Genomic DNA, 24130 nt, shown 5'->3' with positions numbered 1-24130 from the left:
TTTATCGCCTCATTTCTTTTTCCCGCCGGGAAAGCAGGTATATAAAGTATGGTGCACCAATTATGGATACCACCACTCCAGTGGGCAGCGATGACGGCTGGATGACAACCCGGGCAATGGTATCAGCTGCCGATACCAGCAGCGCTCCCAGCAGAGCGCATACGGGCAGGGCAATGCCATGCCCCGGCCCTACTATGCGGCGGGTGATGTGGGGAGCCATAAGCCCCACAAAGCTGATGCTGCCGCTTACCGAGACACAGGCGCCGGCTAAGGCTGCCGCCATGAGCAGAAGTTTTTTCCTTTCCTTGTGCACAGAAACGCCAAGGCCGGCAGCGGTTTCATCCCCAAGACCCATAACATCTAAGATCCCTGCTTTGTATAAGGAGGCAGGAATCAGGATACACAACCAGGGCAGAAGGGCGAGTACAAATGTCCAGTTGGCTCCCCAGATGCTTCCTGTCTGCCATGAGGAAACAAAGGCGTACTGGGTGTCATCAAGTTTAACCACCAGCAGGGTGGTCAGGGCGGATAACCCTGCCTGGATCGCGATTCCGGTCATCACCATGGATACAGGCGACGTACCTGCTCCTTTTTTACAGGAAAGGAAATAGACGAGAACTGCCGCAGCGCCTGCCCCCAAAAGCGCCAGAACGGGAAGCGTAAAAACGGCAAGGGGGGACCGGGGGCCAACGAAAAGTACATAAAGCACCACCATAAGTCCTGCGCCTGAATGGATGCCTAACAGCCCAGGATCTGCCAGGGGATTTTTTGTGACCCCCTGCAAGAGACAGCCGGATACCGCCAGTCCGGCCCCCACCAGCATGGAAAGGACTATGCGGGGAAGGCGGAAGGAGAACAGGATCAGTTTCTCTTTTCCCCTGCCGCCTCCCATCATGGCGTGGAGGATGTCTGAGGGGGAAAGCTTGCTGTAACCGGTGTTCAGGCTGATTAGACCGGACAGGATAAAAAGAGCAAAACATGTGCCTATAACCATCGTATTTCGCATTGTGGTCTTTCTTTTAAAAAGGTTTATTTCTTTGTGCGTCATTTAAGCAACCCTCCTTGTTTTCTGCGACAGATATAGAAAGAAGGGAACGCCGATGAGGGATGTGATCACGCCCAAAGGAACTTCAAATGGCGGGTTTACCGTCCTTGCGCCTAAATCTGCCAGTACCAGAAGAAGGGCTCCCAAAACAGCCGCGGAGGGGATTATCTTTTTATAGTCCACGCCCACGAGAAACCGGGCTCCATGGGGGATGATGAGCCCCACAAAGGAAACTGATCCTACCACCGATACAGAAATACCAGCCAATGCAAGCACTACAAGTGTGCAGAGACAATGGATAAGGGCCGTGTTAAGTCCAAGCCCTGCGGCAACATCCTCGCCCATATTCAGTATGGATACATAGGGAGAAAGTAAAAACGCACACAGAAGGGCGGCCGAAACAACAGGCGCAAGAATATAAAACTGCTGCCACGTTACGTTTGCCACGCCCCCCACGGTCCAAAACAGCACGTCCCTTCCTGCATCAAAGCCCAGGGCGATTCCCTGGCTAAACGCCGACAAAAGTGTACTGATTGCAGCCCCGGCCAGCACCAGGTCCATAGGACTCCTCCCGCCTTTGTGGGAGGCGGCAATGCCGTTAATCAGAAGGGCGCCAAGGGCCGCACCGAGAAAGGAGAAAACAATCAGCATGCCATAGCTAATCCCCGGCATAAATGCAAAGCACATTGCAATGGCAAAACCTGCGCCTGCATTGATCCCCATAAGCCCTGAATCGGCCATGGGATTGCGGGTGGTTCCCTGCATAATTGCACCAGCTACGGCAAGAGCCGCGCCAATCAGGCCGCTGATGAGCACTCTGGGCAGCCGCAAGTCTATGACCATAAGGTGCTGGGGGTTCCTGCTGTCAAAATGTGTGAAAGCGCTGACAACAGTATCCATAGAAATGTTTGCAGTTCCTTGTGTAATTGAAATACACAAAAGAAGCATTAATAAAATCATTACGGCAGTAATGAGAGGACGCAGCGGGATAACACGCCTATGGTTTCCGCTTTTCATGGGTTTGTGTTTATGGATCATCATTTGATTGCCCGCACCAGCTTTTTGGCAGTTAACTCCATGGCTAAGGGCCCAAAGGTGTTAAGGGAGTCATCAAAATAAAGTACATTGCCATTTTTTACAGCGCTCATATTCAGCCAGACTGATGAAGCTTCCTGGGATTTTACAAATCCTTTGGCAGTATCAATATAGTCCATGAAGATGATGTAATCCGGGTCCATATCCGCCACCGCTTCCAGGGAGAAGGTTTCATAACCAAAGGTGTATCCCTTGGGCGGAGTGATGCCGAAAGCATTGTAATAGCTGCGGCTGCCCCGGGCAACAAATGCCTTGCCTCCGCTGGTGCGGAAAATAGCAACGGTTTTATCCTGCTGACTCAACACTTCATGGGCTGATGCTATGGCTTCCTCGGTTTCCTTAATGATTTTCCCGGCTGCCTCTTCCCTGCCCATGATTTCACCGCAGGCAAGGGTCTGGTTCTGCCATGTGTCACTATAATCCAGCAGTACTACGGGGGCGATCTGATTTAACTGGTCATATATTTCATCCAGACCTGTGTGCCCGGCAAAGGTTACGATCATATCCGGTTTCGCTTCCAGAACCGCTTCCAGATTGATTTCCCGTGCACTTCCAAGATCCATGATTTCTTCGGTACCGCCATAAGGAATCAGTGTTTCATAGGTTTCCAGAGCCTGCTGAGCCGTTCCTGCTGAAGCCCCTGCCGAGGCGGCAACCGGAGTGCCGAGTGCAAAAAAATATTCCAGATAGTTGGAATGGAGAATGGCAATGCGCTTAGGCTGGCTGGCCAGGGTTATATTATGGCCGCCGGCATCTGTTATGGTACGCGGCCACGAAGAATCTTTGGAAGTATCCGGTACCTGCGGTTTTACGGATTCTTGTGTACCAGTACTTTCTGTTGGTAAGGGGGGTACCGTCTGCTGTTCCTTTGAACAAGCGGATAGCAGTCCGGCAGACAAAAGCAGTGCAAATAAAATAGAGATTTGTTTTTTCAATGTAGCACCTCCTGAATTGTTAGTTAGATGAGACTAACTCCTGGATAATATATCAAACCACGGTGCTTATGTGAATGGCTTTATCCGTAATTTATATGGACATATCCTGAATTGTAGTTGGCAGCACGAAAAAATGCCCGTGGAAAACCATGGGCATTTCCTTGTACCGGCGGCTTATTCTTCCCTGAATTTGCTTGGAGGCACTCCAAAATGTCTCTTAAATATGCGGCTAAAATACAGTGCATCTGGGTAGCCTGTTTGCTCCCCTATGGTTCCAATGGGAATGGAGGTTGTAACAAGCAGCTCCCTGGCGCGGTTTAGGCGGTACGTCCGTAAATAATCTGCCGGCCCCATGCCTGCATACTTTTGAAAAACATAAAACAAACGGTTTTCATTAACTTCGTTTTGCCAGGCAAGTGAATTTACGGTTAAACCATCCATGTAGTGGGTATGGATGTACTCCGATACCGATTCAAAAAGCTCCTGTGCGCCGTACCTTGTCTGGTTTCTGGCACGCAAGAATGTCTCCTCCAGCACCCGGCGGAACAAGGTTTCCGTTTGAAAGACCGCAAGACCGCCGGGCCGGTTAGAGGTTGCGTACAAATGATGAAGCATATCGTACAGCTGGGGGCTTTGTCCGACGGCTATGCTGAAATGGGTATTCCTCAATTTCATGTGAGGTGATTCGTTGAAAGTTTCATAAAGAACAGAAACGAATTCCCAGTTTTCGTCTCCAATGACACGCTTGCGCATGGCGGTGTTGGCCGAACCATGGATAACTACTCCTGGTTTGATAAAATATGGCGTATCGTTAAACTGGTATTCAGCGCAGCCGGAAAGCGGGAATATAAACCCCGGATAAGAAGCGGTTCTTTGTATGCCCTTACTACCGGCTGGTATTTTATAACGGTATACCCCTTGTACTTTAAAAAGTGTGGCTGCAAAATGCTCTACAATCGTATTTAGTTCCATTGCCATGGCTCCACATCACATTCCTTAGATAATAAAAGTATTGATAGTATCACATAGAAAGGTCCTCTGTCAAAAACCTTACCGTATCATCATACCACAGGTCCTCTGCCAGGAAAAAGGAATTCGGGCTGTTGAGAAAAAGACTCATTCATTCTCTCATATCATCATTGACAACCGATAACCTCCCCGATATACTGAGATGGCGATGGTTAGTCTAAACTAACTAAAAAAGGAGGATGGAATGGTTAAGAAAAAGTTGATTCAAAAAACAGTGGTACCAATATTGACAGCCGCTTGTGTACTTTCCCAGTTCGGCATAGCATGGGCGGGTATAACAGGCAGTTCCCAGACAAGCAGAGACGGGGGCATATACACGCAGGGCGACTGGAAATATGAAAATGATGGCTGGAAACATTATGAGGCCTCAGGCAGTTTAAGCGCCGGGTGGATTAAAAAGACGTCGGGCTGGTATTATCTTCACCCGGAAAACGGTGCCATGAAGACAGGATGGTTTCAGGATGAAAAGGGAATAAGATACTATCTGAACACTTCCAATGATGGAACAGAGGGCCAGATGCGCTCCGGCTGGTACCAGGCTGGCGGCGGAACATGGTACTTTTTTAATACGGCCAATGATGGAAACCTTGGAGCCATGAAGACAGGGTGGCAGTGGATTGACGGTTATTGCTATTATTTTAATACTGCTGACGGAACAGATATGGGAAGGATGTATACAGGCCAGACTACCCCGGATGGATATTTTGTAAATGGCGACGGCCGATGGGTGGAGTCTGATGGAACTGTTCATTACGAGGCCGGCAGAGGCCTGGCCTCAGTACCTGCAGCAGAAAGCACAAAGAAAACAGCATCTTCCGGTGGAGGAAGCAGTTCTTCCGGAAGAAGCGGTTCCTCAGGCGGAGGCAATTCCTCGGGGAATGAGAATAACGGAGGCAACTCCTCAGGCAATAAGAACAACGGAGGCAGCCCCGGCGGGAATGAGGGCAATCCTGACGAAGAGAATAACAGCCAGGAAGGTAAGGGTGTTTTTGTTCATGCAGAAAAGACAAAGCTGGTAGACTTAGGCTGGATCCAGTATGCAGTTATCACGTTCCAGGAAGGAAGTATAGATGATTATACCATTGATGTGGATGGGACAGATATTACGGACGTATGCACAAACGTAGATGATGACGGAACTGTGGTCAAGTGGCAGACGACCCTATGGAAGCCGAATACCATCACTGTTACCAGGATTTCTGACGGCAAAGAGCAGGGCATAAAGGTTGGAAAGGGCTCTACGGCAGAATTGCCGGAGAGAGGCAGCCTTGATTCAGCCCCAAGTGCGATCCTGACCAACGGATCTATATCTGTCTTTGACTATTGGCTGGATAATTACGATAAAGACGGCAATGTGCGTGTAAGGCCTGAGAAGACTACCTTTCATTTAAGCGGAAAGGACCAGGAGACTTTCCCTGAGCTACCTGCCGATTATTACCTGCCAGATACCATGATTGATAAAGACGGAAAGGGCAGGATCCAGTTTAAGCTGTCCTTAAAGACTCTGGCACAGGAAAATTGGTTTGACCAGCTGAAAACCATTAAGGTTCTGGATGCTGAGAACTCTATTTTAAACAAGAACCTTGTTTTTACAACTGTTATCGAAACAGAAAATGGAAAAACAGGAGTAATTACCATCCAGCTGCCTCAGACCAACCTTTTTGTCCGGGGGCGTTATCAGCTGAACCTGTCTTCCGGATACAGCAAGGCAACCATGAACGTGCCCCTTCATCTGGTGGATAACAGGCTTTTTGCGATGAACTTAAATACTTTAAACCCGAGCCCAAAAGAGGGAGAAGACTTTGCCTTTAATATTGTTGGACCGGATGGAGAAAGCTTTGGAACAGAGATCCTGTCACCGATTTACAGGGTAGATTTAACGATGCCGTCAGGAAAAGTAAAGTCTCTTACAAATATAAGCCAATGGTATGAGATTGGCCCCATGCTTCATATCTGCGGTACGGATACAGATGACAATGTGATTACCGATGAAAGCGGTATATATACGGTTACGGCATATGCAAACGGCTACCAGACAATGTCTAAGAAAGTGGAAGTTGGCAGCAATTCACAGACCAGGGCAGATGACCTTAAAATCTTTGCAGTAGCTAAATCTTACGGCATTGACGCCATGTCCAGCGCAACTGTTGCCATACCGGATGGCGGCGGTTCCGGAAGCTCTGGTTCTTCCGGAGGTTCAAAAATGAACGGATACCTGATTTTTGACCATGATCTGTTAGCGAACGCATTGATATTACATGAGATCAACAATGTAAATGAGGACAGTGAGGCAGTAGTACAGTTGTGGTATGACCAGAAGGCACAGGCTGTTATGGATGAAAATGCTGAAGTTTTTTATAATTTTACCCATTATTTAAATGCAGTTAAAGATGGAAAGCTGGGGACAGGAGAATATCTTTCCTTTGAAAAATATAAGGAGACCCAGACCGGAGGAGAGACTGGAAACCGCCCATACCAAGTCAAACGGGTCCTGGAAGACGGAAAATTAGGAACCGTTGAAAGTCTGCTTTCCGTAGTAGGAAAGACGGCGCCTGCTCTTAAGGGCGCAGAAGGAAAGTTGGGCGAGGATCTGGTGCTTACCTCCGATAAGGATAAGGAGTATATCTCCAAAATAACAGCACTTTATCTGGACAATTCTGCAATCGCTCTTAGAAGTGACGATTATATTACGGCTTATAAGATCAGCGAGGCAAAGGAAAGCGTTACCCTTCTGTCAAAAACAGAAGGAACTGGAGGCGGTACGCAGCAGCTAACGGAAGCAGAGCACAAGCTGCGAATTGTGGCAGAGGGGTACAAGGAGCAGACGGTTGTTTTACATGTGGTAAAGGAATTGGAAATGTTTAAACTTTCTCTTACTGAGAATCCAGACAAAGCAGAAGCTGAGGACGCGGCAGCTTACCGCGTAGGACAGAAGGTTTTCATCAATGCTGCAGCCGATGAAGACGATGGAAGCCAGAAGAAACTTCGCGGTGACTTTATGAAGAATTTAACAGGGATGACCCTGACTGGCCCGGACGATAATACAAGGAAAGTGCTTTCCAAAGAACAGGGCGGAATATTCAGCCAGGATAATTATGAAAAAGGAGATTATTCTTTCACGCTGCAGAAAGATCTGTTTCAGAAGGCAGGGCATTATACGGTTCTGGTGACTGCTGAAGGATACACTGCCAAGACCTTAACTTTTGAAATTCTGGAAGCTGCAGGGAAACCGGTTGAAAATGAAAAATCAGCTCCTGGTGTGGAAACGACAAAATTTGTGAAAGGAACGAACTGGGATCCGGCATATTATCGTGTAACCTTCGATACAACAGATGAGAAGGCTACAAAGGAGTATTTAAATGCAGATAAAACAGTAATTGTTAACGGAATTCCTTATAAAAAGGCCGTACTGTTCTCCACTTCCAGGCAAAATGAGTTTAAGGTATCTAAGGATGATTCCTATGGAGTTGTAAAATATCTTGACTTTACGGCAGATGGCTTTACAGAAGAAGAAAACGAAGTGGTTATTGAGGTGAGCGGCTACGAGACATTGACATTCATGGTCGATTTATTTGATCCGGAAGAAGGTATGGAAGGAAAGCTTGCTTCTGTAACTCTTAAGGAAGAAGAGGCTGCAGAAACCAGGGAAGAAAAGACTGAAGAAACGAAGGAAGAACCGGGTAAAGCAGAGGAAGAAAAGATAGATACTAAGGAAGAACCGGGAAAAGCTGAGGAAGAGAAGACAGAAGAAACGAAGGAAGAACCGGGTAAAGATGAGGAAGAAAAGACAGAAGAAATGAAGGAAGAACCGGAGGAAACTGAGGAAGACAAAACAGAAAAAATTAAGGAAGAACCAGGTAAAGCCGGGGAAGACAGTACTGAAGGCGTCAAGGAAGAACTAAGTAAAACTGGGGAAGACAAAACAAAAGAAGTTATAGTAGAACCGGTGGAAACTGCGGAGGACAAGGCATATGATACCAAGGAAGTAACGGCTGAAGCCAGGGAGAGAGACACAAAAGAAGCTGCAGAGAGCAAAAAAGAAGAAATACAGAAAGACACTACAGGAACCGATGAGACAGTTTCTGGTAGCCAGGGAAAAGAACTGGAGGAAGGAAAGAAGATTGAAAAAACAGCTAATTCGGCTGTTGGAGAATAAAAAGATTAATTGAAAGACCGTGTAAAAGAGGGGGAAATTTCACCCCTCTTTTCAGACGGCTCTGAAAAGAAATTTTTAAACATGGGATTGTCTGATATCGTGATGATGAAAAGCGGATGGCAGCCATACCATGTATCAGAAACGAATTGACAGAAATCCGCAGTCAAGAGTATAATCGTTTCATAACAAAAAACAAGTAATATGAATTGAAGGTAAGGAATATGGATTATATGAAAAGTAACAGCCAGCCGGTTTCCGCTGATTATGTTTTCCTTAATATCAGAAAACGTATTTTAAAGCTGGAATTAGAGCCTGGTACCAGGATCAGTGAAAATCAGATGGCGGAAGAGTATGGGGTGTCAAGAACCATCATCCGTAATGCCTTTGCAAGGCTGAATCAGCTTGGGCTTCTTACGGTGTATCCCCAGAGAGGTACTTATGTAAGCTTGATTGATCTAAAACTCATCGGAGACCTGTTGATTTTAAGGACTGCCGTGGAGAAGGAAGAGCTTTATGAGCTGTTGTCCCAGATGGACGAAGAGAAGATTGGAAAACTGGTAAAAGAACTGGAGGATAATTTAGAAAAACAGGAGTCCTACCGGGGTGTGGAGGGGTATGACCTGGAGTTTCAAAAGCTGGATTCTGCATTCCACCGGGCCATTGCGGAAAGTGTGGAACGGTATAATCTTATAAAATTGCTGGAGGATTTAATGCTCCACATTTCAAGATGGCGGAATTTCGATGTGGCACTTGGCAAAAGGATGCCCTGCCTGATCGATGAACACCGGAGGATTGTCGACGAAATCAAAGGCGGCGATTTTGTCAAAGCCCAGCAGGCGATGGCAGATCATCTGGAAACCATATCCGAGATCAGAGCGAAAGCAAAGGAAAAGTATCCACAGTATTTCTTGAACATTTAATCCGGCTGGACAAGAAGAAATGGTCGGAAGTCTTCAGTCATTTAGATTTCAAGCCGTTTGCAGCGAAGACAGCCGATTATTTGTTTATAAGAAAAAGATTGTCACAAATTAGACGATTACAAAGGAAGAAGGAGGAGACCACGGTTCCAATCAGGTTCCATATAATATCTAAAGAAAATCCTGATTTTAAAAAAGTTATTGACAAATACGACAATTTTTGATAATCTATGCATGAAAAAGTGTATCTTATTACATTTTATTTTTAAAATATAACTTGTATACAAGGATACATTTTTTCACAGAGCAACTTGTATACATGTATACATATATATTTTTTTCTTAATTATTGTTAAAAATTAAACAAAGAAAGGAAAAAACCATGTTCACATTAGGAGTTGACATAGGCTCTACCACCTCCAAAGCGGTCATTCTGAAAGATGGACAGGAAATTCTGGCTACTTCCCTGATTGGGGCAGGGACAGGAACCGACGGTCCGGGGCGGGCAATTGAGGCAGTACTTGCCGAAGGAAGCTTAAAGCCGGAAGAGATAACCGCTGTTTATGCTACCGGTTATGGAAGGAAGCTGTTAAAAAATGCCGATGGCGAGATGAGTGAACTGAGCTGCCATGCAAGGGGTGTCCATCATCTGCTTCCGGAAGTGCGGACCATCATTGACATTGGCGGACAGGATGCAAAGGTACTTTCCCTGGGTGCCGACGGGCGCATGACAGAATTTTTGATGAATGACAAATGTGCGGCAGGAACCGGACGGTTTCTGGATGTCATGGCAGGAATCCTTCAGCTGAGGATTGAGGATCTGGAAAAGCAGGCGGCCCTGTCAAAACAGACCGTCAAAATATCCAGTACCTGTACGGTATTTGCTGAATCCGAAGTTATATCCCAGCTGGCAAACGGGGTCGAGCTCCCGGATCTGGTTGCCGGTATCTGCCAGTCTGTGGCCAGCCGGGTAGCGGCTTTGGCAAAACGGGTCGGTGTGAAAGAAACAGTGTGTATGAGCGGCGGCGTTGCAAAAAATGGCGGGGTACGGAAAGCCATGGAGCAGGAGCTGGGTCTTAAAATTACATATTCACCAATGGCCCAGCTCATGGGTGCTTTAGGAGCGGCGCTATACGCTTATGATAAATCATAAAAGGAGGAATTTTTCATGGGAGAAGGAGAGAAAAAACCAAAGTTTACCATTGATCCCAATTCAGCCAAGTTTAAGCTGAACGAGATTGTGGCAAAGCACTACAAGGAGGTCCAGGAGGCAAAGGACAGGGGAGAAAAAATCGGCTGGTGCGCCAGCAATTTCCCTCAGGAAATTTTTCAGACCTTAGGCATTAAAGTGTGCTATCCAGAGAATCAGGCAGCAGCGATTGCGGCAAGAGGAGCCGGACAGCGGCTGTGTGAAATTTCAGAGGCGGAAGGTTATTCCAATGACATCTGCGCTTATGCAAGGATCAGTCTGGCACATATGATGGTGGGGGAAACTCCGGAGCAGAACATGCCTCTGCCGGATTTTGTACTTTGCTGCAATAACATCTGCAACTGCATGATCAAATGGTATGAGAACATTGCAAAAGAGCTAAACATTCCGCTGATTCTCATTGACATTCCCTTTAATCCTGATTACGAGGTTTCAGATGCCCAGGTAGCATATGTCAAGAGCCAGTTTCTGGCGGCCATTGAACAGCTGGAGGAAATCACCGGTAAGAAATGGAGTGAAGAGAAATTCAAGGAGGTTATGGAAATCTCAAACAGGACTTCCAGAGCTTGGCTGGAGGCTACAGCCTATACCAAATATACCCCTTCTCCTCTTAACGGCTTTGACCTGCTTAATCATATGGCGGTTGCCGTCTGTGCCAGAGGGACCGTGGACGCGGCCGAAGCTTTTGAAACCCTGCTGGAAGAATATAAAAAGGCAGTGGAAGAGGGTACCAGCACCTTCCGTGCAGAGGAAAAATACAGGATCATGTTTGAAGGGATCGCCTGCTGGCCTCATTTAAGAACAACGGCCACCGGCCTTAAGTCCCGGGGAATCAACATGGTGGCAACCATTTATGCCGATGCCTTTGGATTCATTTACGATGACTTTGACGGCCTGATCCGTGCCTATTGCAACGTGCCCAATGCCATGAACTTAGAGCATGCCCGGGATAAGAGAGAAGCGATTGTAAATAAGACCCATGCAGAGGGGCTTCTGGTTCATACCAACCGTTCCTGCAAGCTTTGGAGCGGCTTTATGTATGAGATGAGCCGCCAGATCGGAGAGGACTGCCAGATACCGGTCACCTCATTTGACGGTGATCAGGCAGACCCGCGAAACTTCTCGGAAGCCCAGTATGAAACAAGGGTTCAGGGGCTTACAGAAATCATGGAATCCAACAAAGGGGGGAAAGACTGATGGCAACATTGAATGAATTATTAGAAAATTTTCATGAAATTGCATGTTCACCGAAAAAACAGCTGAATGCTTATCTGGAGCAGGGAAAAAAGGTTGTGGCTTGTGTTCCTGTCTATACTCCGGAAGAACTGATCCACTCTATGGGGCTTGTTCCTATGGGAGCATGGGGAGCGGATATTGAGTTAAAAGAGTCTAAAAGATATTTTCCTGCGTTTATCTGTTCCATTATGCAGAGCATTTTGGAACTGGGGATCAGAGGAGAATACAAAGGCATTTCAGCCATCGTGATTCCCTCCCTCTGTGACTCTTTAAAGTGTCTGGGACAGAACTGGAAATACGCGGTAAAGGACATTTCCTTTATTCCCATGACCTATCCCCAGAACCGGAAACCGGAGTCCGGAAAAGAATTTACCAAAGCTTCCTATGAGCGTGTGATAAGAGATTTAGAGGCAGCAACCGGTGAGAAATTCAGTGAAACTTCCCTGGCCCGGTCCAATGAAATCTACAATGAACACAATGCGGCAATGAGAAAGCTGACAGAGGTTTTAGAACAGCATCCTTCCATCACGGCAGTCCAGAGAAGAGATATTTTTAAAAGTGCTCATTTCATGCGGAAGGAAGAACATACAGCACTGGTCAGCCAGCTGATGGAGGCTTTGTCAGAAGCAGAGGAGAAGGAAAGCAAAATCAAGGTAATCACCACCGGAATCCTGGCAGACAGCGATGGACTGCTTAAAATCTTCGATGAACATGGACTGCAGATTGTGGCAGATGATGTTGCCCATGAATCCAGGCAGTACCGTACGGATGTCAAACTGGAACTGGAACCTTTGGAAGGACTTGCAGATAAGTTTTCCCGTATGGACCATTGTTCCGTCCTGTACGATCCGGAAAAGAAGAGAGCCGGTTATATTGTTGATCTGGCAAAGAAGTACAAAGCAAAAGGTGTGGTCGTTCTTCTGACGAAATTCTGTGATCCGGAAGAATTTGATTATGTAATGGTGAAAAGAGCCTGTGCTGAGGCAGGAATTCCTATCATTCAGGTAGAAGTAGACAGGCAAATGGTAAATTACGAGCAGGCAGGAACGATGATAGAAGCATTCATAGATATGCTTTAACAGGAGGAGAAGGATATGATCGATAAAAATAAAATGCCGGTAGCCGTGGGCGTTGCTTTCGTATGGTTTACAACACAGTTTGGCGGAGGGTTTGCCTCTGGCGCACAGCTGGTCCAGTATTTCGTTGCCTTTGGTATTTGGGCACTTATTACACCGATTCTTGCTCAGGCGATCGGAGCGGTGTTCCAGTGGTATGGTCTTCGGTATGCGAAGCTTCATGATGCTTATGATTACAGAACCTTTAACAATAAGTTTTACGGAAAATTCGCCCCCATTTTTTCCAACCTTTATGAGCTGGTATACATATTATTGCTTTGCCTGGCACCCTCTGTTGCCTTTGCGACCGGAGGCTCCACCATGCAGTCCCTTACCGGAATCCCATATATGGCCTGTACTTTGATCATAGGATTATTTATCTTTGTGGTGACCATTTTCGGAACGGATTTTGTAAGAAAAGCGGCTTCCACATTGTCAGTCATTATCATAGCAGGCCTTTTGATCGTGTACATACCAAACATTATTGTCAGCTGGGGTGATATCGTAAGTAATATCAAGACTTTGGGAGCTGATCCTGCACCTGCCGGCCCTGCTTTCTGGAGCTGCTTTATCTACGCTTCCTTCCAGCTGGCTTCCATCGGATTGTTGTACCAGCATGCAGAATCATTTAAAACGGAAAAAGAAGCAAAAACCAGCATGGTTTACGGATTTCTTGTTAACTCCGGATTGATTATGCTTTCTACTTTAGGACTTATGGCAGTTGCTACCAATCCTGATTTATCCAAGGATCCCCTTCCGGTTATCACTCTGATCAAAGGCGGAGTTGGAGCCGGCTTCATGAACCCAATGATTTCCATACTGATTATTTTAGGAGCGGTATCGACGGCGGTTAACATGATAGCCGGAGCAGTCCAGAGAGTTGTGGTTGCCCTTGAAAAGCCGGAGGATAGGAAAAATGACGGAAAGCCTTCAGCAAAAACCTTAATCTGTGCTTTGCTATGTACCATTCTTGCATTTGCTATCGCCCAGTTCGGACTTCTTCCGCTGGTAACGGTAGGATATGGATATCTGGGTTATGTAACCATTGCAGTGGTACTGGTTCCGTTCCTGATCCGAATGATCGGAGAAGCCATGGGAAAAGTCGAGAAATAACTGTAGGAAACATGGGACAGAGGTTAGCAGGAGAATGAATATGACAGGCCTTTTATCAGAAACAATCGGAGAACTGCTTCATAATAGAGCTGTTCTTACGCCGAATGGAGCAGGAATCTGTTACCAGGATCGATGCTATACCTGGAAAGAGGCGGATGAAATTTCAGATTTTTGGGCATCTGACTTTATAAGAAGAGGAATTTCACGAGGAAAACATGTCGCGTTGTGGGGGATTAACAGCCCGGAATGGATCATGGCGTATTTTGCTTTTATGAAGTCCGGGGCAATTGTGATCCCGGTCAATACATGCTATAAGGAACAGGAATTAAACCGGATTTTAAAAGAAGGAGATGCAGACTATCTGTTCTATGGAAAGGGCTGCAACAATGCAGACTATGAACCGGTCATTTCAAAAGCCGGACTGGATCGTCCTGATAGCTTCTTAAAAGGGATCATTTCTCTGGACCATCTGTCTGACTGTGAAATGGGGGAAAACAGGGAAGAAGAGAAACGGCTTTTAAAAGAAATGGAACAGAACTTATCTTCCAAGGATACCGCCAATATACTATTTACCTCCGGTACCTCCGGTGTTCCCAAAGGAGTGATGTTAAGCCACGAAAACATGGTCAACAATGCAGCCGAAATGGTGCGTTCCATGCATTGGAACGAAAGTGACCGCATGTGCTTATCCGTCCCCCTGTTTCACTGTTTTGGCATTACAGCGGGCATTTTGTCCGCTGTCCATGCCGGAGCGGCGATTTATATCAATCAGTATTATAAGTCCATTGGAGTTATGGAAAACATACAGAAAAATTCCTGCACCATTCTAAACGGTGTTCCAAGTATGTTCCTGGCTATGGTAAAGAACAGCAGGAGAAATGAATACAATTTAAGTTCCTTAAAGAGCGGAATTATCGCAGGTTCCGCCATTCATCCGTCAGATTATATCAAGATCTGTGAAGAGCTGAAGATGGAGCATCTGCAGCCTTCCTATGGGCAGACCGAGTCTTCCCCTGCGATTACCATAACCGGGTATACGGATCCAATCTGCCGAAAAGCCCTTACGGCAGGAAAAAAAATACCTTATACGGAATTAAGGATCTGGGATGAAGAAAGAAAAAGCGTTGCCAAACCAGGCATTGTCGGAGAAATCCAGTCCCGGGGATATCACATCATGAAGGGCTATTACAACAAAACGAAAGAAGCGGAAAAAGTGCTGGATGAAGAGGGCTGGCTTCATACCGGTGACTGCGGTTATCTGGATGAGGAAGGCTTTCTTTATATAACCGGACGAAAAAAAGAGATGATTATCCGGGGCGGTGAAAACATAGCGCCGGTGGAAATTGAAAACTGCATTCTGGAACTTCCGGAAGTCAGGGATGTAAAGGTGGTAGGAGTTGATGCCCAGGTTCTTCAGGAAGAAATAGCCGCTTGTATCATCATGGAGTCCGGAGCGGAGTTTTCAGAAGAAAAGATCAGGGAGCACGTTCGTAAAAATCTGGCGAATTATAAGGTTCCCAAATATGTTTACCGATTTGATTCATTTCCTTTTGGCAACAGCGGAAAGGTTAAGGTCCATGTGTTACGGCAGGAAGTCGAGAAACGGTTAGCGAAAAGAGGTTAAGGAGGAAACAACATGTATTTTACAAAACAGCATGAGCTTGTCCGGAAACTGGCAAGAGAGTTTGCGGAAAAAGAACTGACCAATGAAATCCTCGATGAGGTTGAGGAAAGCGGGACATTTCCGGAGGAAATCCTTTACAAGATGGGAAAGGCCGGATTTTTCGGCATTAAGACGCCAAAGGAATACGGAGGTTCAGGCGGTGACGCCCGCTGTTACGTGCTGGTGATGGAGGAAATGGCAAGAGTCAGCGGAGTTGCAAGCATTTATGTATCTTCCCCCAATTCCCTTTCCGGAGGTCCCCTGTTATTATCCGGCACAGAGGAGCAAAAACGGAAATACCTTCCCTCATTGATAAGCGGAAGCAAAAAGCTTTGTTTTGCCCTGACAGAGCCGGGAGCAGGTTCTGATGCAGGCGGCATGCAGTCGACTGCGGTAAAGGATGGGGATTCCTACATATTGAATGGAAGAAAGACCTTTATCACCATGGCACCTCTGGCAGATTATGCGGTAGTCTATGCAAAGACGGATATGACAAAGGGGACAAAAGGAATCAGCGCATTTATCGTAGATATGAAAAACACTCCTGGTATTTCCTGCGGAAAGCCGGAACATAAAATGGGCGTTATCGGCTGTGCTACCAGCGATATCATTATGGATAATGCAAGGATTCCGGCAGAGAACCTTCTTGGTGAGGAGGGCATGGGCTTTATTAACGCCATGAAAACTTTGGATACCGGGCGTATGGGAGTGGCCGCTCAGTCCATAGGAGTTGCTCAGGGCGCTTTGGACGAGGCCATTAAATATGCAAAGGAACGGAAACAGTTTGGAAGACGAATCGGAGATTTCCAGGCAATTGCCTTTATGATCGCAGATATGGCGACTAAGCTGGAGGCGGCAAAGCAGTTGGTTTATAAGACAGCCTACTTAATGGATACCCATCAGCCTGCAACCTTGGAAGCTTCTATGGCAAAGTATTATGCTTCTGAAGTCTGCAATGAAATCGCTTCAAAATCCCTTCAGATCCATGGCGGTTACGGCTTTATCAAAGATTATAAGATTGAGCGCATGTACAGGGATTGCCGTGTGTTCACTATTTACGAAGGTACCTCACAAATCCAGCAGCTGGTGATTTCCGGAAAACTGCTTAAGAAATAACGACTACACGGAAGGAGTAATGATACGATGAAAATTTTGGTTTGTGTGAAACAGGTGCCGGATACCAATGAAGTAAAGATCGATCCGGTAAAGGGTACATTGATCCGTGACGGAGTTCCCAGCATATTAAACCCTGATGATGCAAATGCACTGGAAGAGGCATTGAAAATAAAAGACAAAAAGCCTGGAACAACGGTTTCCGTGATTACCATGGGGCCTCCTCAGGCTGATGATATGTTAAGGGAATGCCTGGCAATGGGAGCGGATGAGGCTTATCTGCTCAGTGACCGAGCGTTTGGGGGGGCAGATACCTGTGCTACTTCTACCACCATTGCTGCCGGTATTCAAAAAATCGGAGATTATGACCTTATCTTTGCAGGACGCCAGGCCATTGACGGTGATACGGCCCAGGTAGGCCCCCAGGTAGCCTGGAGACTTGGCATTCCGGTTGTGACCTATGTTCAGGATGTAAAGCTCTGCGAAGAAAAGGTAATCGTACAAAGGCAGATGGAAAATGGATATGAAATTCTGGAAGTCCAGATGCCCTGTCTTCTCACAGCGGTAAAAGAGCTGAATGAGCCCCGTTACATGAGCATAGGCGGTATCATGGACGCTTATGCAAAAAAAGTTACCGTATGGAATCATGAGGATGTGGTACTGGATCCCAAAGACTGCGGTTTAAATGCTTCCCCTACCCAGGTTTTCCGTTCCTTTACTCCCGCTCCCAAGGGAAAAGGGGAGATGCTTAACGGAACAGTGACAGAAATGACAGAACTGCTGACAGAGAAACTGAAAGAGAAGCATTATCTTTAAGACCCAGGAAAAGGAGGAAGGTTCATATGGCTGTAAATGTGATAAAAGAAAAATGCAGGGGCTGTACGATCTGCGTAAAGAATTGCCCGTTTGAAGCAATTACAATGGAAAATAAGCTGGCCGTCATCGGTACTGCCTGTACCGGCTGCGGTGTTTGTGTAGAAAAGTGTCCGTTTGATGCTATAGAAAAGTCAGAAGAGTCAAAGGATACGGTTGATTTATCGGAATACCGGGATGTATGGGTATTTGCGGAACAAAGAGAAGGGGCACTCATGCCGGTCGTAAAAGAACTTCTTGGTGAAGGGCGGAAACTGGCGGATAAGATTGGATGCAGCCTTTGTTCTGTATTATGCGGTAACCATGTGGAAGGACTTGCGGATGAACTGTTTGAATATGGAGCAGATAAAGTTTATCTTGCGAATCATAAAGAACTGGAATCCTACCGCACCGACGCTTACACGGCTGTGATCCACGACGCGATCAAATCTTATAAGCCTGAAATCGTCCTTTTGGGAGCCACCCACATCGGCCGTGACTTAGGTCCCTGTCTGGCCGTCCGCTGCAATACGGGGCTGACTGCAGACTGCACCAAGTTGGAAATTGATGAGGTGGATAAGAAGATCAAGCAGACCCGCCCGGCTTTTGGCGGAAATTTAATGGCAACCATCGTTTGTCCAAACCACAGGCCTCAGATGTCCACGGTACGTCCGGGAGTTATGGAAAAAGCCGAAAAGCAGGAAGGCCGTAAGGGAGAGATCATTTCTCTTTCGGTAAGTTTTGAAAAAGACGATATAAGAACCCGCATCCTTGAAGTGGTAAAGGAGGCAGGAGAGGCGGTTTCCTTAACTGATGCGGAGATCATTGTATCCGGCGGTATGGGTCTTGGCGGAGCCGAAGGCTTTGAACTGTTAAAGAAACTGGCAGATAAGCTGGGCGGTGTGGTTGCAGCAAGCCGTGCAGCCGTAGACGCAGGCTGGATCGACCATTCCTATCAGGTGGGGCAGACCGGAACCACGGTACGTCCTAAACTATATTTTGCATGCGGCATTTCCGGAGCCATTCAGCATGTGGCAGGTATGCAGAACTCAGAGCAGATCATTGCAATCAATAAAAACCCGGCAGCTCCGATCTTTGAAGTGGCCGATTACGGCATCGTAGGAGATTATAATCAGGTGATCCCTGCGCTTATAGAAGCACTGGACAAATAAAGGAGAGAATTAATATGGGAAAGAAACTGTTAGAAGGAATCAAAGTAGTGGAACTGGCAACCTTTATTGCGGCTGCAGGTGCAGGACGTTTTCTTGCAGACTGCGGAGCAGATGTCATTAAGATCGAATCTGCCAAGGGAGATCCGTTAAGACATACGGCTCCATCCGAAGGAAGGCCTTTGGATATGTATGAAAATACGACCTGGGATTTAGAAAATGGAAACAAGCGCTGTATTTCTCTTAATATGAAGGCACCTGAGGGCAAAGAGGCATTTTTTAAGCTTCTGGAGGATGCGGATGTGCTGATCACCAACTGGAGAGTCCAGGCTCTCGAACGGGCGGGGCTTGATTATGAAACATTAAAGGTGAAATATCCCAAACTGGTTTATGCCATGGTTACCGGCTATGGTGAATACGGCCCGGATAAAGACCTTCCGGGATTTGATTTCACGGCATTCTTTGCAAGAGGCGGTTATCTCCATTCCCTTCGCCAGAGAGGAACGGTTCCAATGAATGTGGTTCCCGGAGTTGGGGATCATAACGTAGCCATGAACCTTGCAGCAGGTATCCTTGCGGCATTATACCATGCAAAAGAAACCGGACAGGGAGAGAAAGTAGAGACCAGTCTGTTTGAGACGGCTGTCTATAACATGGGAATGATGATCCAGGCAGCCAATTATGATGGCCCGGCGAGGGAATACCCCATTAATATAAGGGAGAGTGCCAACCCCTTTAATGCGGCATGGAGAACAAAGGATGACAGATTCATTCAGACCTGTATGCCTGATTATAACACCTACTATAAGCAGTTCATGAAAGCTCTGGGAAGAGATGATTTGATGGAAAATGAGAATTACTTCCCAATCCAGAACCTTCAGACCAAAGGCTTGGGCACGGAGGTCTATGATATCTGCATGGAAGCAATGGAAAAGAAAACAGCCAAGGAATGGGTACCGGTTTTAAAGGAACACGACATAGCTTTCAGCGTTGCCCAGTCCTGGGAAGAAATTCTGGAAGATGAGCAGGCATGGGCCAATGATTGCTTTTATAAAATGCAGTACGACAATGGAAATGTACGCACACTGGTAAGACCGCCGGTCAAATTCCAGGAGATGGGTGTTCCAGAGTACAAGGGCGGTCCTCTGATCGGTGAGCAGGGGCCGGAGATCCTGGAAAATCTGGGGTACAGCAAAGAGGAAATCAAGGAGTATCAGGAGAAGGGAATCCTTTATGTATGGAAGGATGAACGGAAAAACTAGATTTGCCTTCGGATATTCATTTGCTCTTTCCAGACTATCAAAAAAGCGGCCATAGAGCATCTGTACCGCTAATACCGTCAGTTTCAGTAAACATGAGCTGGGCGTGCATGACTTTTCTTTTCTGCTCGCTGCTCATTGTTATATTGGAATCTTATTTCACAATCCAGAACTTCAGACTAAAGAAAAATTAATCCGTCTTTGAATAAATAAAAGCAGAAAAGGGCTGGTACGCCTTTTCTGCTTTTATAAGATTCTTTGAGAATATCGTAAAAGCTTTTTGCTATGGGTATGTATAAACCATTTTATCAGTAGTTTATGTCGGAAACCCATTTAACCCTGAAAATCAGGATGGTAGTAATAATGGCGGCCATGTAATTGGAAAACAGATTGCCCCAGAATACGGAATAAAAGCTTAGAAATTGCTCCGTTGCCAATATAAATATGTACCGCAGGAGCCATACCCGCAGCAAGCTGATGAAGAGAGTGATCCGGGTCTTTCCCAGTCCGATAAAAGCCCCCTGCTGGACCATGCAGATGCCAAATCCAATCACGGAATAGGTATAAATATGAAGCGCCTGGTTTGCCACGGCCAGAACAGAGGCGTCCCTGGTAAATAACACCGTAAGCTTAGAAGACAGAGGAACGACCAGGGCGATCAAAAGGGCAGCAGTGATTGCACTTATGACACAGCCCACCAAACAAGCCTTTTTTGCCTTTTCCGGCTGGTTTGCTCCCACGTTCATGCTGACCATGGTAGTGACGGCGGAACCGAAGGATGAAGGCAGTATGAAGCATATTGAGGTAATGTTATTGGCAATTCCCTGCCCGTTTAAAACAACGGCCCCGTACTTTTCCACTTCATTGTTGATGAGGAAGAATCCCAGGTTTAGCATCAGGCTGGAAAGCATGGCAGGAAAGCCTATGCGCATAAGGGTGTTGATGATGGTCCAGTCAAACCGGAAGCCTTTCAGGACAAAGCGCTCTCCTGTTTTCTTTAAAAATAATTCATAGTACATCCATCCGGTAATTAAAAAGTTAGATGCCAGGGAGGCCATGACAGAACCTACAAGACCCCAGTGGAAAACAACGATAAAGAGGGCACTGAAAATAATTTTTAAAATCAGCATGATCACCATTCTGACAAAGGTATCCTCCGGCTTGCCATTGGCATTCTTTATGGAATTATAAATAGATTCCATGAAGGAAAACGGTGTCACACAGGCGCTCAATGCAAGATAGACAAAGACATCGTGGGAAATCTCTTCATTTACATGGGCAGATATGGGAAAGGCAAGGGCAATCAGCAGTGGTGCCAGGAGAAAACCCAGTAAAAAGGTAAAAACAATGATTTGAGTGGAAATCTTCCGGCTATGTTTAAAGTTGCCGTTTCCATTAGACTGCCCGATGATGGCCATTCCAGCCACACTCACTCCCTGAGCCAGGGCAGAGATCATATTTACAATGGGGGTACAGTAAGTAACAGCGCTTGCTGCCTGGGTTCCTACGAGATTGTTGAGAAACAGACCGTCGATGACCGGTATGGCAGATTGGATGAGACCCATCATGAGAGTGGGGACGGAAAGAAATAATATGGTCGCGGAAACAGAGCCGTTAAGAATTAAATCCCTCCGTTGCTCGTTGCTTTGTTTTAAAAAATTTGATTGCATGGTCGATTCACCTGATTAGTAGATTTGCGGTAGAGTTTTCGGTCAATACCGTACAATTTTTAAATATACACTTGGAGAAAAAGAAAGTCAAGTAAACTTTTGCTATGTTTTTTATTTTGTAGTATTAAGGAAGCAACAGGCTGCGGAGTTTTTAACCTGTGGCTCCGATAAAATTGTAAAATCGAATTAAATATCCAGAAGAATGAATAATTAATAAATGATAGGGTCGATTTCAAAACATGCATATCGTTTTATGTAAAAATAGATTATTTGTTTCATAGAATGGAATGTCCTTTTTTTACAAAATGCGGAAAATAAGGTATAATATAGGGCAGATTAATCAGTCCGGTCTGGCTGGCTGCATCAAGTACTTCAGGCGTAATTATCGGTAAAATTATATCCCCTCAGAGCATAGATAGTGGCGCTGGGGCAGCCGATTCGTTGGGCTGTGAGAACAAGTCATTAAATCAAACAGTGAAATTCAGCGCTGCTTTCATTATAATTGCCGGCTGTATCACGTATTTTGGAAGTAGGGTTTATTAGGAAAGGAAGAAAAAGAATGAAGATCCTTGTTTGTATCAAACAGGTACCTGACAGCAATAAAGTTGAGGTGGATCCTGTTACAGGCGTGTTAAAAAGAGACGGAGCGGCTTCAAAGATGAATCCCTATGACTTGTATGCCATAGAAACTGCCCTTCGGATCAAAGAGAAAACCGGAGGCCTTGTTGACGTTATTTCCATGGGGCCTCCGCAGGCCATGCAGGTCATTAAAGAAGCATTTTCCATGGGGGCAGACCATGGAACGCTTTTGTCAGACAGACGTTTTGGAGGAGCCGATGTCCTTGCGACCAGCTATACCCTGGCACAGGGAATTAAGTCAATGGGAGAGTATGATTTAATTCTCTGCGGCAAGCAGACCACTGACGGGGATACCGCACAGGTTGGCCCGGAAATAGCGGAATGGTTAAACCTTCCAAGTGTATCCAATGTCGTGAGAATCCGGAAGTTGGAAGAAGATGGAATTACGGTAGATATGGATCTTCCCGATGAGGTAGAGGTGGCTAAAGTAAAATTTCCATGTCTGTTAGCAGTGGATAAAGATATCTTTCAGCCAAGACTTCCGTCATATGTAAAAAAATTAAAAACCAAGGACAGAAAAATTCAGGTTCTTACCCTTGATGATATGAAGGATAAGGACGAAATGAATTATGGACTTAACGGATCGCCCACTCAGGTACAGAAGATCTTCCCGCCGGAAACAAACGATAAAAAGGAAGTGTGGGATGAGTCGGAAGATGTGCTTGCGAAAAAGCTGTTTGACAAAATGGAAGAGCTGAAGTTTGTTTAGGAGGTGAAGCAATGGCTAGGTTAATCATACATCAGGAGAGAATTTCTGATCGTCAGGAATTGATAAAAATCTGTCCCTTTGGAGCGCTGGAGGAGCAGGATGGAAAGGTTATCGTAAATGCTGCCTGCAAGATGTGCCGCCTTTGTGTAAAAAAGGGGCCTGAGGGTGCAGTAGAGTATGTGGAGGACGTGAAAAAAACCGGGATCAATAAAGACAAATGGAAGGGAATTGCTGTTTATGCAGACCATGTAGACAGCGCCGTTCATCCGGTCACCTATGAACTGATTGGAAAGGCAAAGGAGATGGCGGCAGTTACCGGGCAGGAGGTATATGTTCTGTTCATGGGAAAGGATATCCGTGAAAAAAGTGAAGAAATACTTCATTATGGAGCTGATAAAGTCTTCCTATATGATAAGGAGGAGCTGTCCCGTTTTAAAATAGAGCCCTATACAGCTGTCTTTGAAGATTTTATCAATAAAGTCAGACCCTCTTCCATTCTGGTAGGAGCAACCACCGTAGGGCGTCAACTTGCGCCTAGAGTAGCTGCCAGAATGAAAACCGGTCTGACTGCGGACTGTACTATTTTGGAAATGAATCAAAATACGGATTTATCCCAGATCCGGCCAGCCTTTGGCGGCAACATTATGGCTCATATCAAGACCCCAAACCATCGTCCACAGATCGCTACCGTCCGGTATAAAATCATGAATGCCCCTGCCCGCTCGGAAGTAACATCGGGAGAAATCGTGAATTGTGATATCGATAAGGGAAAGCTTGTCTGTCATGTGGAGGTCATTGATATTCTGCCAAAGGAGAAGGAGACCTTTATTGAAAATTCTGAAGTTCTTGTGGTTGCCGGAAGAGGAGTGAAAAAAGAAGAGGATTTAAGCATGCTCCGGGAGCTGGCAGATCTTATGGGAGGCCAGGTAGCATGCACCAGACCGATGGCAGAATCCGGCTGGATGGATGCAAAATATCAGATTGGCTTAAGTGGACGTACGGTCAGGCCGAAGCTGATCATCACCTGTGGAGTTTCCGGTGCCATCCAGTTTGTGGCCGGCATGAACCATTCAGATACCATATTTGCAATCAACAAAGACCCCAAGGCGCCGATCTTCAAATCAGCTCATTATTGTCTGGTAGGCGATCTCTATGAAATTCTCCCTGAACTGATTGCAAGGATTAAAGACAAGAAAGGAGTATAA

At 46.1% G+C, this 24130-nt stretch carries 19 protein-coding genes; 14 read left to right on the top strand and 5 right to left on the bottom strand.

The annotated features are described in order from the left end of the window. Position 1: 1 nt before the first annotated feature. From BMX69_RS13145 to BMX69_RS13130, 4 genes are all read right to left on the bottom strand, one after another. Positions 2–1048, bottom strand: a complete 1047-nt coding sequence (locus tag BMX69_RS13145; protein WP_100042582.1) for a FecCD family ABC transporter permease — start codon at positions 1046–1048, stop codon at positions 2–4. Continuing rightward, on the bottom strand, positions 1049–2086 hold the full coding sequence (locus BMX69_RS13140; RefSeq protein WP_100042581.1) for a FecCD family ABC transporter permease: 1038 nt from the start codon (positions 2084–2086) through the stop codon (positions 1049–1051). Beyond that, the gene (locus BMX69_RS13135; RefSeq protein ID WP_100042580.1) at positions 2083–3075 is read right to left on the bottom strand and encodes an ABC transporter substrate-binding protein; all 993 of its coding nucleotides are present in this window, start codon (positions 3073–3075) and stop codon (positions 2083–2085) included. The genes BMX69_RS13140 and BMX69_RS13135 overlap by 4 nt, the downstream gene beginning before the upstream one ends. Before the next feature lie 174 nt (positions 3076–3249). Continuing rightward, entirely contained in the window at positions 3250–4047 is a 798-nt protein-coding gene (locus BMX69_RS13130) for an AraC family transcriptional regulator (RefSeq protein WP_054790304.1), read from the bottom strand. A 241-nt stretch (positions 4048–4288) separates the two neighbouring features. Here BMX69_RS13130 and BMX69_RS13125 point away from each other — a divergent pair, with 241 nt between their 5' ends. The 11 genes from BMX69_RS13125 to BMX69_RS13075 all read left to right on the top strand — a co-directional run bounded on the left by BMX69_RS13125 (position 4289) and on the right by BMX69_RS13075 (position 19910). Further along, on the top strand, positions 4289–8260 hold the full coding sequence (locus BMX69_RS13125; protein WP_100042578.1) for an N-acetylmuramoyl-L-alanine amidase family protein: 3972 nt from the start codon (positions 4289–4291) through the stop codon (positions 8258–8260). A gap of 221 nt (positions 8261–8481) precedes the next feature. Continuing rightward, positions 8482–9180, top strand: coding sequence for a GntR family transcriptional regulator (locus BMX69_RS13120; RefSeq protein WP_100042577.1), 699 nt, complete (start codon positions 8482–8484; stop codon positions 9178–9180). A gap of 379 nt (positions 9181–9559) precedes the next feature. After that, a complete protein-coding gene (locus BMX69_RS13115; RefSeq protein ID WP_100042576.1) occupies positions 9560–10330 on the top strand; it encodes an acyl-CoA dehydratase activase in 771 nt (256 codons plus the stop codon). Between the two features lie 15 nt (positions 10331–10345). Further along, complete coding sequence (locus tag BMX69_RS13110; protein WP_092244516.1) at positions 10346–11584, top strand: 2-hydroxyacyl-CoA dehydratase subunit D; 1239 nt, start codon at positions 10346–10348, stop codon at positions 11582–11584. Continuing rightward, on the top strand, positions 11584–12702 hold the full coding sequence (locus tag BMX69_RS13105; protein ID WP_100042575.1) for a 2-hydroxyacyl-CoA dehydratase subunit D: 1119 nt from the start codon (positions 11584–11586) through the stop codon (positions 12700–12702). The genes BMX69_RS13110 and BMX69_RS13105 overlap by 1 nt, the downstream gene beginning before the upstream one ends. Before the next feature lie 15 nt (positions 12703–12717). Then, positions 12718–13851: a YkvI family membrane protein gene (locus BMX69_RS13100; protein WP_100042574.1), complete on the top strand. Its 1134-nt coding sequence runs from the start codon at positions 12718–12720 to the stop codon at positions 13849–13851. Between the two features lie 40 nt (positions 13852–13891). Next, positions 13892–15475: an AMP-binding protein gene (locus BMX69_RS13095; RefSeq protein ID WP_054790299.1), complete on the top strand. Its 1584-nt coding sequence runs from the start codon at positions 13892–13894 to the stop codon at positions 15473–15475. Between the two features lie 12 nt (positions 15476–15487). After that, entirely contained in the window at positions 15488–16630 is a 1143-nt protein-coding gene (locus BMX69_RS13090) for an acyl-CoA dehydrogenase family protein (protein ID WP_092244529.1), read from the top strand. Between the two features lie 27 nt (positions 16631–16657). Then, entirely contained in the window at positions 16658–17443 is a 786-nt protein-coding gene (gene etfB / locus BMX69_RS13085; protein WP_025234382.1) for an electron transfer flavoprotein subunit beta, read from the top strand. 26 nt (positions 17444–17469) lie between these two features. Continuing rightward, a complete protein-coding gene (locus BMX69_RS13080) occupies positions 17470–18651 on the top strand; it encodes an electron transfer flavoprotein subunit alpha (protein ID WP_100042572.1) in 1182 nt (393 codons plus the stop codon). Between the two features lie 14 nt (positions 18652–18665). Then, complete coding sequence (locus tag BMX69_RS13075; RefSeq protein ID WP_100042571.1) at positions 18666–19910, top strand: CaiB/BaiF CoA transferase family protein; 1245 nt, start codon at positions 18666–18668, stop codon at positions 19908–19910. 305 nt (positions 19911–20215) lie between these two features. Here BMX69_RS13075 and BMX69_RS13070 read toward each other — a convergent pair whose 3' ends face one another. Further along, positions 20216–21577, bottom strand: a complete 1362-nt coding sequence (locus BMX69_RS13070; protein WP_025234379.1) for an MATE family efflux transporter — start codon at positions 21575–21577, stop codon at positions 20216–20218. Positions 21578–21916: 339 nt separating this feature from the next. On the opposite strand from BMX69_RS13070, the gene BMX69_RS25240 reads away from it, so the two are divergent. The 3 genes from BMX69_RS25240 to BMX69_RS13060 are packed head-to-tail and all read left to right on the top strand — an operon-like array spanning position 21917 to position 24130. Further along, entirely contained in the window at positions 21917–22120 is a 204-nt protein-coding gene (locus BMX69_RS25240) for an L-lactate permease (protein WP_115639893.1), read from the top strand. 16 nt (positions 22121–22136) lie between these two features. Next, the gene (locus tag BMX69_RS13065; protein WP_054790297.1) at positions 22137–22925 is read left to right on the top strand and encodes an electron transfer flavoprotein subunit beta/FixA family protein; all 789 of its coding nucleotides are present in this window, start codon (positions 22137–22139) and stop codon (positions 22923–22925) included. Between the two features lie 11 nt (positions 22926–22936). Further along, entirely contained in the window at positions 22937–24130 is a 1194-nt protein-coding gene (locus tag BMX69_RS13060) for an electron transfer flavoprotein subunit alpha (RefSeq protein ID WP_100042570.1), read from the top strand.

Origin of the sequence: Lacrimispora sphenoides JCM 1415 (assembly GCF_900105615.1) — a bacterium.
In the GTDB taxonomy this organism is placed as follows: domain Bacteria; phylum Bacillota; class Clostridia; order Lachnospirales; family Lachnospiraceae; genus Lacrimispora; species Lacrimispora sphenoides.
Note: the sequence above shows the minus strand (reverse complement) of the source record. Positions and strands in the feature narration are given on the sequence as shown.